The sequence below is a fragment of the Promicromonospora sp. CA-289599 genome (genome assembly GCF_050936155.1).
In the GTDB taxonomy this organism is placed as follows: Bacteria; Actinomycetota; Actinomycetes; order Actinomycetales; family Cellulomonadaceae; genus Promicromonospora.
On the sequence record NZ_JBNJNI010000001.1, the window covers coordinates 1,628,990 to 1,645,081 of the forward strand.

Here is a 16,092-nt window from a genome sequence, read left to right on the forward strand (position 1 = left end):
GTATCTCGTGTTGTCAGACGCCGACGGAGTTGTCAGACGTACAGGTCACCTCGATGACCTGTACGTCTGACACGTCGGCGGGTGTCTGACAGCTAGGCCGGCGAGACCTCGTCCGTGCCCGGGAGGGTGTTGGTCGTGGCCAGGCGGCGGTACCAGTGCGCGGAGTCCTTCCAGGTGCGCTCCAGCGTGTCGTAGTCGACCCGGATGATGCCGAAGCGACGGTCGTACCCGTAGGCCCACTCGAAGTTGTCGAGCAGCGACCAGGCGAAGTAGCCGCGCACGTCCACGCCCTTGTCGCGGGCCTGACCGAGCGCCTCGACGTGGTCGTGCAGGTACGCGACCCGGTCGACGTCGTGCACGCGTGCCACGCCGTCCTCGGTCACCACCGTGTCCTCGAACGCCGCGCCGTTCTCCGTGACCATGAGCGGCTGGTCCGGGTAGGAGTCGCGCAGCGAGACCAGCAGGTCGGTGAGGCCCGCCGGCTCGATGTTCCAGCCCATGGCGGTGTACGGACCGGGCTGCGGCAGGAACTCGACGTCGTCGGCCGCGGGCCAGGGCGTGCCGGCAGAGTCCTTGTGCCCGTCGGCCTGCTGGCGCTCGCCCTCGCCGGCGAAGTGACGCACCCGCGCCGTCGAGTAGTAGTTGACGCCCAGCACGTCGAGCGGCTGCTTGGTGATCTCCAGGTCGCCGTCGAGCACGAACGACCAGTCGGTGACCGATGCGGTGTTCTCCAGCAGGTCCGCCGGGTAGACGCCCTCCAGCACCGGCGCCAGGAACGCCCGGTTGGCCAGCGCGTCGACCTTGCGGACGGCGCCCTGGTCGGCCTCGGACGACGGGTCGTCCGGCCGGAAGACGTGCAGGTTCAGCGTGATCGACGTCTTGGCGGAGTCGCCGAGCACCTCGCGGATCTGCTGGACCGCGAGGCCGTGCGCCAGGTTGAGGTGGTGCACGGCCTGCAGCGCGGCCAGAGCCTCGGTGCGACCCGGCGCGTGGACGCCCGAGCCGTAGCCCAGGTACGCCGTGCACCACGGCTCGTTGAGCGTGGTCCAGACGTCGATGCGGTCGCCGAGCTCCTCGGCCATCTTCCGGGCGTACCGCGCGAAGGCGTAGGCCGTCTCGCGGTTGGTCCAGCCGCCCGCGTCCTCGAGCTCCTGCGGGAGGTCCCAGTGGTAAAGCGTGACGACCGGCTTCACACCGGCGGCGATCAGCCCGTCCACGAGGTCCGAGTAGAACCGGATGCCCTCGGCGTTGAACTCGCCGGAGCCGCCCGGCTGCACCCGCGGCCACGCGATGGAGAACCGGTAGGCGCCGAGCCCCAGGTTCTTGATGTGCTCGACGTCCTCCCGCCACAGGTGGAAGTGGTCGTCCGCGACGTCGCCCGTGTCGCCGTTCAGTGTCTTGCCGGGCGTGTGCGAGAACGTGTCCCAGATGGACGGGCCGCGCCCGCCCTCGGTCGCGCCTCCCTCGATCTGGTACGACGCCGTCGCGGATCCCCAGAGAAACTCCGGGGGGAAACTCCGTGCACTCACAGTGCCACCTCTCCCGGGCCGGTGGCCCGTGCTGTCCGTCCTTCGTACTCGACGCCCCACTCACCGGGGGCGTCCTCACTGGTCACCTGCACGACGCCGGACGCGTACCGCACGCGGAACGTCGCGGGGGCGCCGGTGCCACCGGGTACCAGTACCTCTTCGTCGAACCCCTCGGGCAGACGGGTGCAGCGTAACGTCACGCCCTCGGCCCAGGCGTAGTCGGGCCGGTCGTCGCGATCACCGACGGGCACCACCGCGCCGGGCCGGACGAACAGCGGGAGGCTGTCGAAGCCGTGCTCCTCGGTGACCCAGCGCGGCCCGGTGACGGTGGGCGCCAGCCCGGGCACGGCGACGTCGGGCAGACGGGTCCACTCGCCCTCGGGCAGGTAGTACTCCGCGCGCGACTCGTGGAAGACGGGCGCGACCAGCAGCGACGGCCCCAGCATGTACTGGGTGTCGACGGAGGCCGCGGTCCGGTCCTCGGGGAACTGGAGCACCATGGGGCGCATGACGGGCAGGCCCTCCTCGGCGGCCACGTGACCGAGCCGGCCGAGGTACGGCATGAGCCGCAGCTTCAGCTTCGTGAACTTGCGGGTGACGTCGACCGCCTCGTCGTCGAAGGCCCACGGCACGCGGTAGGAGCTGGACCCGTGCAGCCGCGAGTGCGAGGACAGCAGGCCGAACGCGGCCCACCGCTTGAAGACCGCGGGATCGGGCGTGCCCTCGAAACCGCCGATGTCGTGGCTCCAGTAGCCGAACCCGGACAGCGACAGCGACAGGCCGCCACGCAGGGACTCCGCCATCGAGACGAAGGTGGACTCGCAGTCGCCGCCCCAGTGCACCGGGTAGGCCTGCGTGCCCGCGGTCGCGGACCGGGCGAACAGCACGGCCTCGCCGCGCCCGCGCTCCTCCTCGAGCAGGTCGAAGACCGTCTTGTTGAACAGGGCGGTGTAGTAGTTGTGCATGCGCTGCGGGTCCGAGCCGTCGTGCCAGACGACGTCGGTGGGGATGCGCTCGCCGAAGTCGGTCTTGAAGGCGTCGACACCCTGGCCCAGGAGCACGCGCAGCTTGTCCTGGTACCACGCGGCGGCGTCGGGGTTGGTGAAGTCGACGAGGCCCATGCCGGCCTGCCACTTGTCCCACTGCCAGACGTCACCCTCGGACGTGGTGACCAGGTAGCCCTTCTCCTGGCCCTCACGGAACAGGTGCGAACGCTGGGCGATGTACGGGTTGATCCACACGCAGACCTTCAGGCCCTTGTCGTGCAGCCGGGACAGCATGCCCTCGGGGTCCGGGAACGTCGCCGGGTCCCACACGAAGTCGCACCAGTGGAACTGCCGCATCCAGAAGCAGTCGAAGTGGAACACCGAGAGCGGGATGTCCCGCTCGGCCATGCCGTCGATGAAGCTGTTGACGGTGTCCTCGTCGTAGCTCGTGGTGAACGACGTCGACAGCCACAGCCCGTACGACCAGGCGGGAACGACCGCGGGCCGTCCGGTCAGGGCCGTGTACCGGCGCAGGATGTCGGCGGGCGTGGGGCCGTGGATGACGAAGTACTGGAGCGACTGCCCGGCCACCGAGAACTGGGTGCGGCTGACGACCTCGGACCCGACCTCGAACGAGACCCGCTCGGGGTGGGCCACGAAAACGCCGTACCCGCGGTCGGTCAGGTAGAACGGCACGTTCTTGTAGGCCTGCTCGCTCGCGGTGCCGCCGTCCTCGTTCCAGATGTCGACGCTCTGGCCGTTCTTCACGAACGCCCCGAACCGCTCACCCAGGCCGTAGACGTGCTCGCCCACGCCGAGCGCGAGCTGCTCGTGCACGAAGTCGCCGTCCGGCGTGCTCGCGATCCCGATGCTCCGGTCCGACGACGAGGTGAGCACCTCGCCGTCGGCGATGAAGTCGACGTGCCACGGACCGTCGGTGGCGACGCGCGCGGTGAGGCCGCCCGACGTGAGCTCGGCGGGGCCGCTCTCGGGCACCACGACCTTGACCGCACCGGGCTCCGCGTTGACGCCGAAGTGCGGGCCGGGGTCGCGGCGGCCCTGGTGGTGCTCGATGCGCACGCCGATGACGTCGTCCGCCGGAGCGTTGAACGTGACCGTCACGAGCGGACGGTTCAAGGTGTCGCCGCGCTTGGTGATCGGCACGGTGGGCGCGTACACCGTCATGGTCTCGTCGCCGACCTCGACCGAGTCGACGTCCTGGGGACGGAGCATCTCGACGCCGGGGCGCAGCTGCCAGTAGCCGTCGGTGAATCTCATGGCTGGGGCCTCACTCGTCTCTGTAGGGCGTAGGGGTTCGTGGTGTGGAGCGCGGTCACTTGACCGCCCCGGCGGTCACGCCCCGGGTCAGGGTGCGCTGGAAGATGAGGAAGAACACGACGGCGGGCACGAGGGAGACGAGCGAGCCCGCGTTGATCGTCGGCGCGTCCATCATGCGATCGCCCTGCAGCGACGCCAGGGCGATGGGGATGGTCTGGGTGTCGTTGCTGGTCAGCATGACCAGCGGGATGAAGAACTCGTTCCAGGTCCAGATGAAGAAGAAGATCATCAGGACCGAGAGCGTCGGTCGCACGATCGGGAAGACGACCTGCCAGAGGATGCGCCACCGGCTCGCGCCGTCGAGCGCCGCGGCCTCCAGCAGCGCGGGCGGGAAGGTGCCGAGCACCGAGGAGAGCAGGTAGGTGCCGAACGCCGACTGGATGACGGTGAAGATGATGATCACCGACCACTGCGAGTTCGACAGGCCCACCGACTGCGCCATGGTGAACAGCGGGTAGATCAGGGCCTCCTGCGGCAGCATGTTCGCCAGCAGGAACAGCGCGACGATCCACAGCCGCCCCTTCACCCTGCCGATGCCGATCGCGTACGCGTTGAGCAGCGACAGCAGCGCACCGAGCACGGCGACCATGCCTGCGATGAACACCGAGTTCCAGAGCTTCACCGGGAACTCGGTGCGCTCCCAGAACGCCACCACCCCGTCGAGGTAGAGCGAGGACGGCCACGACAGCGGCCCGTTCGCCGCGTAGTCCTGCGGCGACTTGAAGGCGTTCAGCACCATGATCCCGAACGGCGCGAGGACCGCGAGGCCCACCAGCACCGCGGCGGCCAGCACGAACCAGCGGCCCGCTCCACGGCGATAGCGGGAGTCGACGGCGGTGGTGCGCACCTGCGCCGGCCGGGTGGGCGGTCGTACGTCCGTGGCGACAGCCATCAGATCCCCTCCCTCTCACGTCGTTCGGCCCGGTTCTGCAGGCCGAGGATGAGCACGGCGACGACGACGATCACGAGGGTCAGCACCGTGGCGATCGCCGAGCCGTAGCCGACCTGGGACTTGTCGAAGAAGCTCAGGTACGAGTAGTAGCTGGGCACGAGGGTCGAGCTCTCGGGCCCACCCCGCGTCAGCACGTAGATGGGCCCGAACACCTTGAGCGCCGCGACCGTGCAGGTCAGCGTGACCACGAAGGTCTCGGGCCGGATCTGGGGCACCGTGATGGCCCGGAACCGGTCCCACCAGCCGGCACCGTCGAGCTCGGCCGCTTCGTAGAGCTCCGGGTCCACCCGCTGCAGCGCGGCCATGAAGATGACCACGGGGTAGCCCATCTGGACCCAGATCAGCACGAGCATCACCGACGGCAGCGCCGTGGTGGGGTCGCCGAGCCAGTTGGGCGGCGCGGCGATGCCCATCCCGCGCAGGATCTCGTTCAGCGCACCGGTCTGGGAGTTCAGGATCCAGTTCCAGAGCACACCCGCCACCGCGACGGGCAGGATCTGCGGCAGGTAGTAGGTGGCCCGCAGCACCGAGGAGACCTGCGCGCCGAACCGCCGTCCGAGGTAGTCGAACAGCACCGCCGCGAGCACCAGCCCCAGCAGCGTGGGCACCAGGACCATCGCGACGATCATCGCCAGCGAGTTGCCGAACGACGTCCAGAACTTGTCGTCGCCCATCAGGTCCGCGTAGTTGCCGAGCCCGTTCCAGCGCAGCGGCGCCATGCCACCGCGCCACTTGAACAGGCTGAAGTACACGTTCGTCACGAGCGGGTACCCGATCACCACGACGAAGGCGATCGCGCCCGGCAGGAGGTACGGCAGGTACGCCACCCACTCGGGCCGACGACGGCGGCGCGTCTCGCGCGGGGCTCGTGGGCGCCCGACCGACCGCGAGCGCCGTTCGGTCAGGGTGCTGTCAGCCATCGAGCAGGTCGGCCTTGCCGTCGTCGTACGAGCTCTGCAGCCCGTCCAGCACCTCGTCCGGCGTCTTGGACCGGTTGACCAGCGACTGCAGCTCGCTGACGATCACGTCGTAGTAGCCGGCCACGGGCCAGTCCGGGTAGTAGGCCAGGCCGTCCTCGTCCAGGATCGCCTGGAAGTTCTCGGTCAGCTCGCGCGTGCGCTCGTCCTCGATCACGGACGCGTCGCCGGCCACGGGCAGGCCACCCTCGGCCGCGAGGACGTTCTGCACCTCGGGGCGCAGCGTGATGTCGATGAACTCCTCGGCGAGGCTCGGGGAGTCGGCGTTGGCCGGGACCACCCAGAGGTTGCCCGACGAACCCGTGTGCAGCGTGTTGCCCGGGAAGTTGAACTGGCCCCAGTCGGCCTCGACCTCGGTCGCGAGACGGCCGAACCACCAGGACCCGCTGACCATGAGGGGGTAGGTACCGTCGATGAACGAGACGCCCATGTCCTCGGCGGTGAGGGCTGCCGAGTCGGAGGCGATGTAGCCCTTCTCGATCCACTCGTCGAGCTTCTCCGTGGCCTGGGTCATCGCGTCGTTGTGGAAGTCGACATCGTTTGCGAAGAGCTGGTAGTCGTCCACCAGGGCGCGGTCGCCGTAGGCGAGGACGAGCTCGTACCAGAGCTGGCCGAGCGGGTACTCGGCGCCGGCCTCGGCCAGCGGCGTGATGCCCTCCTCCTCGAAGGCGGCCAGGACGTCCTCGAGCTCGTCGAGGTTCGTCGGCACCTCCAGCCCGTGCTCGGCGAACATGTCCTTGTTGTAGTAGACGCCGACGAACTCGCCGTAGTTCGGCACCCCGTACCACTCGCCGGAGCCCATGCGGCCCTGCTCGTCGTACGTGGCGGTGGTGGCCAGCGACCCGGTGAGCTTCTCGTCCCAGCCACGTTCGGTGGCGGCGTCTGTCAGCGGTGTCAGCAGGCCCTGCGCCGCGAGCTGGCCCGCCGTCGCGTTGCCCTTGTTGAACTCCATGACGTCGGGCACGTCGTCGCCGGTGAGCACGATCTTGGCGTTCTTCTGGATCTGCTCGAACGTCTGCTTCTCGACGTCGACGGTGACGTCGGGGTTCTCCTCCTCGAAGATCTTGATGGCCTCGGCCCAGGCCTTGCCCATCGCCGAGTCCTCGTTCTCGTAGTGCCAGATCGTCAGCGTGCTGTCGTCGGTGTCGCCACCGCCACCGCTCTGACCGGTGCAACCGGTCAGAGCCAGCGCACCGGCCATCGCGGCCGCTACGGCGGTCATGGTCCGCTCGTGCTTCATCGCATCTCCTTGGTTTCGCTCAGCCGCTGGGGCAGTGGTCGGCGCGGGCCCGGTGCCCAGGTACCACGTGGTACCTCCGGCCGGACCGCCGGGCGGCGGAGCGTGATCGTCGAAGCACCCTCGGGGGACGGTCGTCCGGTGATCGCGACCAGCGCCCCACATCGATTGGTCCTCGGCATCCTCACCCTCCCGGCCGCGCCCAGACCCCTGCGTCTGGATCGTCGAAGCGTTTCAACACGCTAACCCTAGGCGCTGGCTCGTGTCCAGTATCCGCTCTCCGGCAAGTGAACTAGGCTTCCATCGAAGCGCTTACCTGGCATGCGGCACACTGGTGTGCCCGGTGCCGACGCGCACCGCCTGCCACCGCACAGGGCACACTGCGGCATCCATCCGAGAGGAGCACCGTGGCCACGATCGACGACGTCGCCAAGGCGGCGGGGGTCTCGACCTCAACCGTGTCCTACGTACTGTCGGGCAAGCGACCGATCTCCGCGCCGACACGGGCTCGTGTCGAGCGTGCCATCGACAAGCTCGGCTACCGGCCGCATGCCGGGGCGCGGGCGCTGGCCTCGTCCCGCACCAACGTCATAGCACTCATGGCACCCCTCCGGGTGGGCGTCAGCGTACCCGTGATCATGCAGTTCGTGGCAGGTGTCGTGACGCGCGCACGAGACTTCGACTACGACGTCCTCCTCCTCACCCAGGACGACGTGAGCGGCCTCGACCGGGTGACCGGCGGCTCCATGGTGGACGCCCTGGTGATGATGGACATCGAGGCGGACGACCCGCGCGTGCCCCTCGTCGCGGCCGCCAAGCAGCCGACGGTGCTCATCGGCCTGCCACAGGACCCGGAGGGCCTCAGCTGTGTCGACCTCGACTTCGAGGCCGCCGGCCGGCTCGCCGTGCGACACCTCGCGGGCGCGGGCCACACCGACGTCGCGCTCATCGGCTCCCCGCCCGAGGTGCTGCAGCGGCACACGTCCTACGCCGAACGGCTGATGCGCGGGCTGCGCAACCAGGCCGAGCTCTCCGGCGTGACGGTCGAGGTGGAGGCGTGCGACTCCTCGCCGTCCGGGGCCGCGATCGCCGTGGACACGCTGCTGACGACCGCGCCGGACACCACGGGGATCATCGTGCACAACGAGGGCGCACTCCCCCACGTACTGTCCCGCCTGGCGGAGCGCGGCATAGCGGTAGGCACCGACATGTCCGTGGTGGCGGTCTGCCCCACCGACGTGGCACTTTCCCAGCGGATCCCGATGACCAGCATCGACCTGCCCGCAGAGGGGATCGGCAAGGTCGCCGTCGACATGGTCATGGCCCGCCTCGAGGGTGAGCACCCGTCCGAGACGAGGCTGCTCGCCCCCGTGCTCACCGAGAGAGCGAGCTCGGTGAGCGGCTCGGCCGACCTGCTCGACTGAAGGCAAGCGCTTCGCTCCCTCCCACCTGCGGCACTGCTGCCGCGCGGGTCAGAGCGAAGCGCGACAACCGGCCTTTCGTGGCCGAACCGTGAACTATTGGTCATTGCACGGCAAGACATCCGTCTGGTATTAATGTCGAAGCGCTTCGACGAGCCGCCTTCGGTTCGTCGCCCGCAACCACACAACGAAGTGGCCGATCACGAGGGAGTGACAGGTGAGCCTCACCCAGGGAGCGCGGCCGGAAGTGCTCGGCGCGGGCATCTCGCCGGGCACCGGACCAGCCGGTGCAAGCAAGGGCCGCGGTCGCGGCAGACGTCGTGAACCGCCGTCCCACGGCAAGACATCGCCGACGATGTTTCTCGTCATCCTGCCGTTCCTCGTACTCGCGTTCGTGTTCTCCTACCTGCCGCTGCTCGGCTGGGTGACTGCGTTCTACGACTACAAGCCGGCCCTCGGCCTGGGCGGCAGCGAGTTCGTCGGGCTGCAGTGGTTCGAGATCCTGGTCTCGTCCGAGACGCAGCTGCGGCAGATCGGCCAGGTCATGGCGAACACCCTCGCCATGAGCTTCCTGGGCATCGCGACGTCGATACTGCCGCTCTTCTTCGCGATCCTGCTCAACGAGATCCGCTTCGCCTGGTTCCGGAACGCCGTGCAGACGCTCACGACGCTCCCGAACTTCATCTCGTGGGTTCTCGTGTACATGATCGCGTTCTCGCTTTTCTCGTCGTCCGGTCTGGTGAACACCACGCTGCACGACTGGGGCCTGATCACGGTCCCGATGAAGTTCCTGGACACCGACCAGCACGTCTGGCTGACCATGCTCGCCTGGAGCCTGTGGAAGGGCCTGGGCTGGGGCGCGATCCTGTATCTCGCGGCCATCGCGGGTATCGACCAGTCGCTGTACGAGTCGGCGCGCATCGATGGCGCCAGCCGGTTCCAGCTCATGCGCTACATCACGTTCCCGCAGCTCATGCCGACCTTCGTGGTGCTGCTGGTCCTCTCCATCGCCAACATCCTGAACAACGGCATGGAGCAGTTCTACGTCTTCCAGAACGCCTTCAACAGGGAGCACATCCAGGTGCTCGACCTGTACGTCTACAACATCGGCATGACGGGGAACAGCCTGTCGATGGCGACGGTCCTCAGCATGCTCAAGAGCCTGATCTCGCTCGCACTGCTGCTCGCCGCCAACGCGATCGCCAAGCGCGCCCGCGGGTCGTCGATCATCTAGGAAAGGAACGACGTCGTGACCAAGACGGACCTTGGGCCCAAATGGCGCCGTACCCGCGGGGACATCCCGTTCGCCATCGTCAACTACGCGGGCTTCCTGCTCTTCGCACTCGTGTGCGGCTACCCGTTCTACTACCTGATCATCAACTCGATCAGTGCGAACGACATCAGCGCGCTCGGCGACGTGCGCCTGCTGCCGACAGGGATCCACTTCGAGAACTACGCCCAGATGCTGGGCCTGCCAGGACTGACGAACGCGGCGATGGTCTCGATCGCACGCACCGTGATCGGCACGGGGGCCACCGTCCTCGCGTCGGCGTTCCTCGGCTTCATGTTCACCCAGGAGCGCCTGAAGCATCGCTCCCTCTGGTACCGGCTGATCATCTTCACGATGTACTTCAACGCCGGCCTCATCCCGGTGTACGTGACGATCCACACGCTCGGGCTGACCAACAACTTCTGGGTCTACGTCCTCCCGGCGATCGTGCAGCCCTTCAACATCATCCTCGTCAAGACGTACGTCGAGTCCCTGCCGCAGTCGCTGCAGGAGGCCGCCGAGATCGACGGCGCCGGGATCGTGACGGTCTTCTTCCGGATCATCCTGCCGAACATGACGCCGATCCTCGCGACCGTGGCGATCTTCTCGGCGGTGGCCCAGTGGAACTCGTTCCAGGACACGCTGCTGTACGTCACCGACCAGAAGCTCTACCCGCTGCAGTACACGCTCTACACCTACCTCAACCAGGCCAACAGCCTGGCTACCGCAGCGCAGAACGCTCAGGGCAACCTCGGCTCGATCGTCTCCGCCGCCACGACCCAGACGCCGACGTCGATCCGCATGACCGTCGCCGTGATCGTGGTGCTGCCGATCATCTTCGTCTACCCGCTGTTCCAGCGGTACTTCGTCAAGGGCATCATGCTCGGCGCGGTCAAGGGCTGACGTATTCCGCCACACGATTTCGGTGCCAACACAAGGGAGTGTTATGAGATCACGAAAGGCCAGAGCGATGCTGGTGGTTCCGCTGCTGGGGGCACTGTCCCTCGCGGCCTGCTCACCATCAGGAACGACGAACGACGACGAGGTCGCGTCGCTCGACCAGGACTGGTCGGCGGCCGAGCCGATCACGATCGACGTCTTCGACGTCCCGGCCAACTACCAGGGCATCCAGGGTGGCTGGTTCGGCAAGATCGTCAAGGACAAGTTCAACATGGAGCTGAACATCCTCGCCCCGAACGTCGCGGGCGGCGGCGACACGCTCTACAACACCCGTGTGGCCGGCGGTGAGCTCGGCGACCTCGTCATCGTCGGCAAGGGCAAACAGGTCGACGAGCTGGTACAGGGTGGCTTGCTGCTCGACGCAGCCCCCTACTACGAGGCCATGGAGAACGCACCCGCGTACGACCCGGCCGTCCAGAAGCTGAACGAGGGCAAGGACGGCATCTACGCCTTCCCGACCGGGGTCTCCACGCTCAAGCCGACCGAACCGTCCGAGGGCGTGGACCCGACGTACGGCGCGTACCTGCGCTGGGACTACTACGCCGAGGCCGGCTACCCCGAGATCGGCACCATGGAGGATCTGCTGCCGGTCCTCAAGGAGATGCAGGACGCCCACCCGAAGGCCGACAACGGCAAGCCGACGTACGGCATATCGCTGTTCAAGGACTGGGACGGCAGCATGATGGTCCTGGCGGCTCACCCGCCGGCCCTCTACGGGTACGCGCACACGGGCTTCGCCGAGGCCAAGGCGGACGGCTCGGACTACCGGAGCGTCCTCGACTCCGACTCGGGGTACGTGCGCGCCCTGCGGTTCTACTACGAGGCGAACCAGATGGGTCTCGTCGACCCGGAGTCGACCACGCAGAACTACGACACGCTGTTCACCAAGTACCAGAACGGGCAGGTCCTGTTGTCCTGGTGGCCGTGGCTGGGCCAGTCGGCGTACAACACCGAGCAGAACATGGCCGAGGGCAAGGGCTTCGAGCCCGTACCGCTGCAGGACCAGAAGATCCTCTCCGCCGGCGCAGAGGTCTACGGCAGCGGGTTGGTGTTCGGGATCGGCTCGAAGGCCGAGGACCCGGCTCGGATCGCGGCGTTCATCGACTGGCTCTACTCGCCGGAGGGTGTCGAAGCCAACTCCTCCGACAACGCAGGCGCCGGGCCCGAGGGCCTGACCTGGGAGAACGGGCCTGACGGGCCGGTGCTCACCGATTTCGGCCAGGAGGCCATCCTGGAGGGCGGCGGTGTGGACGTGCCAGCCAAGTGGGGCGGCGGCACGTACAAGGACGGCGGCTCGGCCCTGAACGTCAGCGGCGTCCTGCACAACGACGTGGACCCGCGAACAGGCCACCCGTACAACCACAAGTTCTGGCCGAGCTACCAGGAGACCGCGACCAACCCGCTCACCGAGGACTGGTCCGAGCACATGGGCGACGCTCCGACGACCATGGACTACCTGCAGTCCAACGACATGCTGCTCGTCGCCCCCGGCGCGAGCTTCACCACTCCGACGGACAGCTCCGAGATCGAGACGCTGCGCAACCAGGTCAAGGCCACGATCGTGGAGCACTCCTGGAAGATGGCCTTCGCCAAGGACGGGGCCGAGTTCGACGCCCTGCTCGCCGAGATGCAGGAGACGGCGAACGGCCTGGGCTACGAGAAGGTCCTCGAGGTCGACCTCGCCAACGCCAGGTTGCTGCACGACGCCCGCGTCGCGGTCACCAACGAGTTCGGCTGAGCGCGCTCCGCGTTCCGCCACAGCACGGAGCGCGGCCCGGTCCGAGGGCCCTCCCCGGACCGTGTCTCACGCTCAGTCATCGTCAGAAAACATAAGGGAGTAGCAATGAGATCACGAAAGTTCATCGCGATGCTGGTGGTTCCGCTGCTGGGTGCACTGTCCCTCGCGGCCTGCACGCCGTCAGGGCCGGACGACGCCGAGGTGGCGTCGCTCGACCAGGACTGGTCGGCGGCTGAGCCGATCACGATCGACGTCTTCTCCATCCCGGCCAACTACCAGGGCACCCAGAGCGGTTGGTTCGGCAAGATCGTCAAGGACAAGTTCAACATGGAGCTGAACATCCTCGCCCCGAACGTCGCGGGCGGCGGTGACACGCTCTACAACACCCGTGTCGCGGGCGGCGAGCTCGGTGACCTCGTCATCGTCGGCAAGGGCCAGCAGATCGACGAGCTGGTCGAGGGCGGCCTGGTGCTCGACGCGGCACCGTACTACGAGGCCATGCAGAACGTGCCGACGTATGACCCGGCCGTCCAGAAGATCAACGAGGGCAAGGACGGCATCTACGGGTTCCCCTCCACGGTCTCCACGCTCAAGCCGACCGAGCCGGCCGCGAACATCGACCCGACGTTCGGGCCCTTCCTGCGCTGGGACTACTACGCCGAGCTCGGCTACCCGGAGATCGACACCCTCGAGGACCTCCTGCCAGTGCTCAAGGACATGCAGGACGCCCACCCCGAGGCCGACAACGGCAAGCCCACCTACGGCCTCTCCCTGTTCAAGGACTGGGACGGCAACATGATGGTCATGGCCAAGCAGCCGACGACGCTCTACGGCTACGACGAGCTCGGTTTCGTGCTCGCCAAGGCCGACGGCTCGGACTACCAGAGCATCGTCGACTCCGACTCGGAGTACGTGCGCACGCTGAAGTTCTACAACGAGGCGAACCAGATGGGTCTCGTCGACCCCGAGTCGACCACCCAGAACTACGACACGATGTTCGCCAAGTACCAGGCTGGGCAGGTGCTGTCGTCCTGGTGGCCGTGGCTGGGCCAGTCGGCCTACAACACCGAGCAGAACATGGCCGACGGCAAGGGCTTCCAGCTCGTGCCGATGCAGGACCAGAAGATCTTCACGTACGGCGCCGAGGCGTACGGCGGCGGGCTGGTCTACGGGATTGGCTCGAAGGCTGAGGACCCCGCGCGCATCGCGGCGTTCATCGACTGGCTCTACTCGCCCGAGGGCGTCCAGGTCACCTCCTCCGACACCATGGGTGCTGCCGGCCCCGAGGGCCTGACCTGGGAAGACGGGCCCGATGGGCCGGTGCTGACCGACTTCGGCCGCCAGGCCATCCTCGAGGGCGACGGTGACGTGCCCGCCGAGTGGGGCGGCGGCAAGTACAAGGACGGCGGATCGGCGCTCAACGTGTCGGCGGTGTCGCCCGCCCAGGAGGACCCGAACACGGGCTTCCCGTACAACTACAAGTCCTGGCCCAGCTACCAGGAGACCGTCGCCAACCCGCTGACGGACGACTGGAGCGAGCACATGGGCGGCGCCAGGACGACCGTGGAGTACCTGGAGAAGAGCGGCCAGATGCTCGTCGCGCCGGGATCCGGCTACACCGCCCCGACCGACGCCTCCGAGATCGAGGCGGCCCGCAACCAGGTGAAGGCCAGCGTCGTCGAGTACTCCTGGAAGATGGCCTTCGCGAAGGACGACGCCGAGTTCGACTCCCTGCTCGCCGAGATGCAGGAGACGGTGAACGGCCTGGGCTACGAGAAGGTCCTCGAGGTCGACCTGGCCAACGCCAAGGCCCAGAACGACGCCCGCGTCGCGGTCGCCGACGAGCTCGGCTGACGACGGACATCCAAGGGAGCGTCATGAGATCACACAAGGCCATAGCGGCACTGGTGGCTCCACTGCTGGGGGTGCTGTCCCTCGCGGCCTGCACACCATCGGGACCGGACGAGGAGGCGGACGTCTCCATAGACCAGGACTGGTCGGCGGCCGAGCCGATCACGATCGACGTCTTCTCCGCCCCGGCCAACTACCAGGGCATCGAGAGCGGTTGGTTCGGCAAGATCGTCAAGGACAAGTTCAACATGGAGCTGAACATCCTCGCCCCGAACGTCGCGGGCGGCGGTGACACGCTCTACAACACCCGTGTCGCGGGCGGCGAGCTCGGTGACCTCGTCATCGTCGGCAAGGGCCAGCAGATCGACGAGCTGGTCGAGGGCGGCCTGGTGCTCGACGCGGCACCGTACTACGAGGCCATGCAGAACACGTCCGAGTACGACCCGGCCGTCCAGAAGATCAACGAGGGCAAGGACAGCATCTACAGCTTCCCGACCATGGTCTCCACGCTCAAGCCGACGGAGCCGGCCGAGGGGGTCGACCCGACGTTCGGGCCCTTCCTGCGCTGGGACTACTACGCCGAGCTCGGCTACCCGGAGATCGACACCCTCGAGGACCTCCTGCCGGTGCTCAAGGACATGCAGGACGCCCACCCCGAGGCCGACAACGGCAAGCCCACCTACGGCCTCTCCCTGTTCAAGGACTGGGACGGCAACATGATGGTCATGGCGGGGCAGCCGCCGGCCGTCTACGGGTACGAGCACCTCGGCTTCGCCGAGGCCAAGGGAGACGGCTCCGACTACCACGGCATCCTCGCCCCCGAGTCGGAGTACCTGCGCGCTCTGAAGTTCTACTACGAGGCGAACCAGATGGGCATCGTCGATCCCGAGTCGACCACCCAGAACTACGACACGATGTTCGCCAAGTACCAGAGCGGACAGGTGCTGCTGTCCTGGTGGCCGTGGCTGGGCCAGCAGGCGTACAACACCGAGCAGAACATGGCCGACGGCAAGGGCTTCCAGCTCGTGCCGATGCAGGACCAGACGGTCCTCTCCCACGGTGCCAACGTGTACGGCGGCGGACTCGTGTACGGCATCGGCTCGAAGGCCGAGGACCCGGCCCGGATCGCGGCGTTCATCGACTGGCTCTACTCGCCGGAAGGCATCGAGTCCAACTCCGCCGACAACGCCGGCGCCGGCCCCGAGGGCCTGGCCTGGGAGAACGGCCCTGACGGGCCGGTGCTGACCGAGTTCGGCCGGCAGGCCATCCTGGAGGGCGGCGAGGTGGAGGTCCCGGCCGAGTGGGGCAGCGGCGCGTACAAGGACGGTGGCTCGTCCCTGAACGCCAGCGCCGTCCTGCCGAACGACGTCGACCCGCGAACGGGCTACTCGTACAACTACAAGCTGTGGCCGAGCTACCAGGAGACGTCGGCCAACCCGCTCATCGAGGACTGGTCCAAGGAGATGGGTGGCTCCAAGACCACCATGGAGTACCTGCAGTCCAACGACCAGCTGCTGGTCGCACCGGGTGCGAGCTTCACCGCCCCGACGGACAGCTCCGAGATCGAGACCCTGCGCAACCAGGTCAAGGCCACGATCGTGGAGCACTCCTGGAAGATGGCCTTCGCCAAGGACGGGGCCGAGTTCGACGCCCTGCTCGCCGAGATGCAGGAGACGGCGAACGGCCTGGGCTACGAGAAGGTCCTCGAGGTCGACCTGGCCAATGCCGAGGCACAGAACGAGGCCCGCGAAGCGGTCGCCAACGAGTTCGGCTGAGCCCGAACCTGGAACAGCACGCGTAAGGCCCAGGCGATCGATCGCTTGGGCCTTACGT

The 16,092-nt window shown here is 67.6% G+C and carries 11 protein-coding genes; 6 read left to right on the forward strand and 5 right to left on the reverse strand.

Annotated elements, in window-relative coordinates; genetic code table 11:
• Positions 1–92: 92 nt before the first annotated feature.
• The 5 genes from ACQEVI_RS07205 to ACQEVI_RS07225 are packed head-to-tail and all read right to left on the reverse strand — an operon-like array spanning position 93 to position 7,022.
• Entirely contained in the window at positions 93–1,529 is a 1,437-nt protein-coding gene (locus ACQEVI_RS07205) for a GH1 family beta-glucosidase (protein WP_432896192.1), read from the reverse strand.
• On the reverse strand, positions 1,526–3,793 hold the full coding sequence (yicI, locus tag ACQEVI_RS07210; protein ID WP_432896195.1) for an alpha-xylosidase: 2,268 nt from the start codon (positions 3,791–3,793) through the stop codon (positions 1,526–1,528). Before yicI ends, ACQEVI_RS07205 begins: the two co-directional genes overlap by 4 nt.
• Positions 3,794–3,848: 55 nt before the next feature.
• The gene (locus ACQEVI_RS07215) at positions 3,849–4,745 is read right to left on the reverse strand and encodes a carbohydrate ABC transporter permease (RefSeq protein WP_432896198.1); all 897 of its coding nucleotides are present in this window, start codon (positions 4,743–4,745) and stop codon (positions 3,849–3,851) included.
• A complete protein-coding gene (locus tag ACQEVI_RS07220) occupies positions 4,745–5,725 on the reverse strand; it encodes a carbohydrate ABC transporter permease (protein WP_432896200.1) in 981 nt (326 codons plus the stop codon). The genes ACQEVI_RS07215 and ACQEVI_RS07220 overlap by 1 nt, the downstream gene beginning before the upstream one ends.
• Positions 5,718–7,022: an ABC transporter substrate-binding protein gene (locus ACQEVI_RS07225; protein ID WP_432896203.1), complete on the reverse strand. Its 1,305-nt coding sequence runs from the start codon at positions 7,020–7,022 to the stop codon at positions 5,718–5,720. Before ACQEVI_RS07225 ends, ACQEVI_RS07220 begins: the two co-directional genes overlap by 8 nt.
• 404 nt (positions 7,023–7,426) lie before the next feature.
• On the opposite strand from ACQEVI_RS07225, the gene ACQEVI_RS07230 reads away from it, so the two are divergent.
• The 6 genes from ACQEVI_RS07230 to ACQEVI_RS07255 all read left to right on the forward strand — a co-directional run bounded on the left by ACQEVI_RS07230 (position 7,427) and on the right by ACQEVI_RS07255 (position 16,034).
• Positions 7,427–8,443, forward strand: coding sequence for a LacI family DNA-binding transcriptional regulator (locus ACQEVI_RS07230; RefSeq protein ID WP_432896206.1), 1,017 nt, complete (start codon positions 7,427–7,429; stop codon positions 8,441–8,443).
• Between the two features lie 214 nt (positions 8,444–8,657).
• Positions 8,658–9,674: an ABC transporter permease subunit gene (locus ACQEVI_RS07235; RefSeq protein WP_432896209.1), complete on the forward strand. Its 1,017-nt coding sequence runs from the start codon at positions 8,658–8,660 to the stop codon at positions 9,672–9,674.
• 15 nt (positions 9,675–9,689) lie between these two features.
• The gene (locus tag ACQEVI_RS07240; RefSeq protein ID WP_432896212.1) at positions 9,690–10,613 is read left to right on the forward strand and encodes a carbohydrate ABC transporter permease; all 924 of its coding nucleotides are present in this window, start codon (positions 9,690–9,692) and stop codon (positions 10,611–10,613) included.
• 43 nt (positions 10,614–10,656) lie between these two features.
• Positions 10,657–12,408, forward strand: coding sequence for an ABC transporter substrate-binding protein (locus ACQEVI_RS07245; RefSeq protein WP_432896215.1), 1,752 nt, complete (start codon positions 10,657–10,659; stop codon positions 12,406–12,408).
• Positions 12,409–12,513: 105 nt separating this feature from the next.
• Entirely contained in the window at positions 12,514–14,262 is a 1,749-nt protein-coding gene (locus tag ACQEVI_RS07250; RefSeq protein WP_432896218.1) for an ABC transporter substrate-binding protein, read from the forward strand.
• A 23-nt stretch (positions 14,263–14,285) separates the two neighbouring features.
• Positions 14,286–16,034 carry an ABC transporter substrate-binding protein gene (locus tag ACQEVI_RS07255; RefSeq protein ID WP_432896221.1) on the forward strand — a complete coding sequence of 583 codons (1,749 nt, stop codon included), beginning with the start codon at positions 14,286–14,288 and terminating at the stop codon, positions 16,032–16,034.
• The last annotated feature ends 58 nt before the right edge of the window (positions 16,035–16,092 follow it).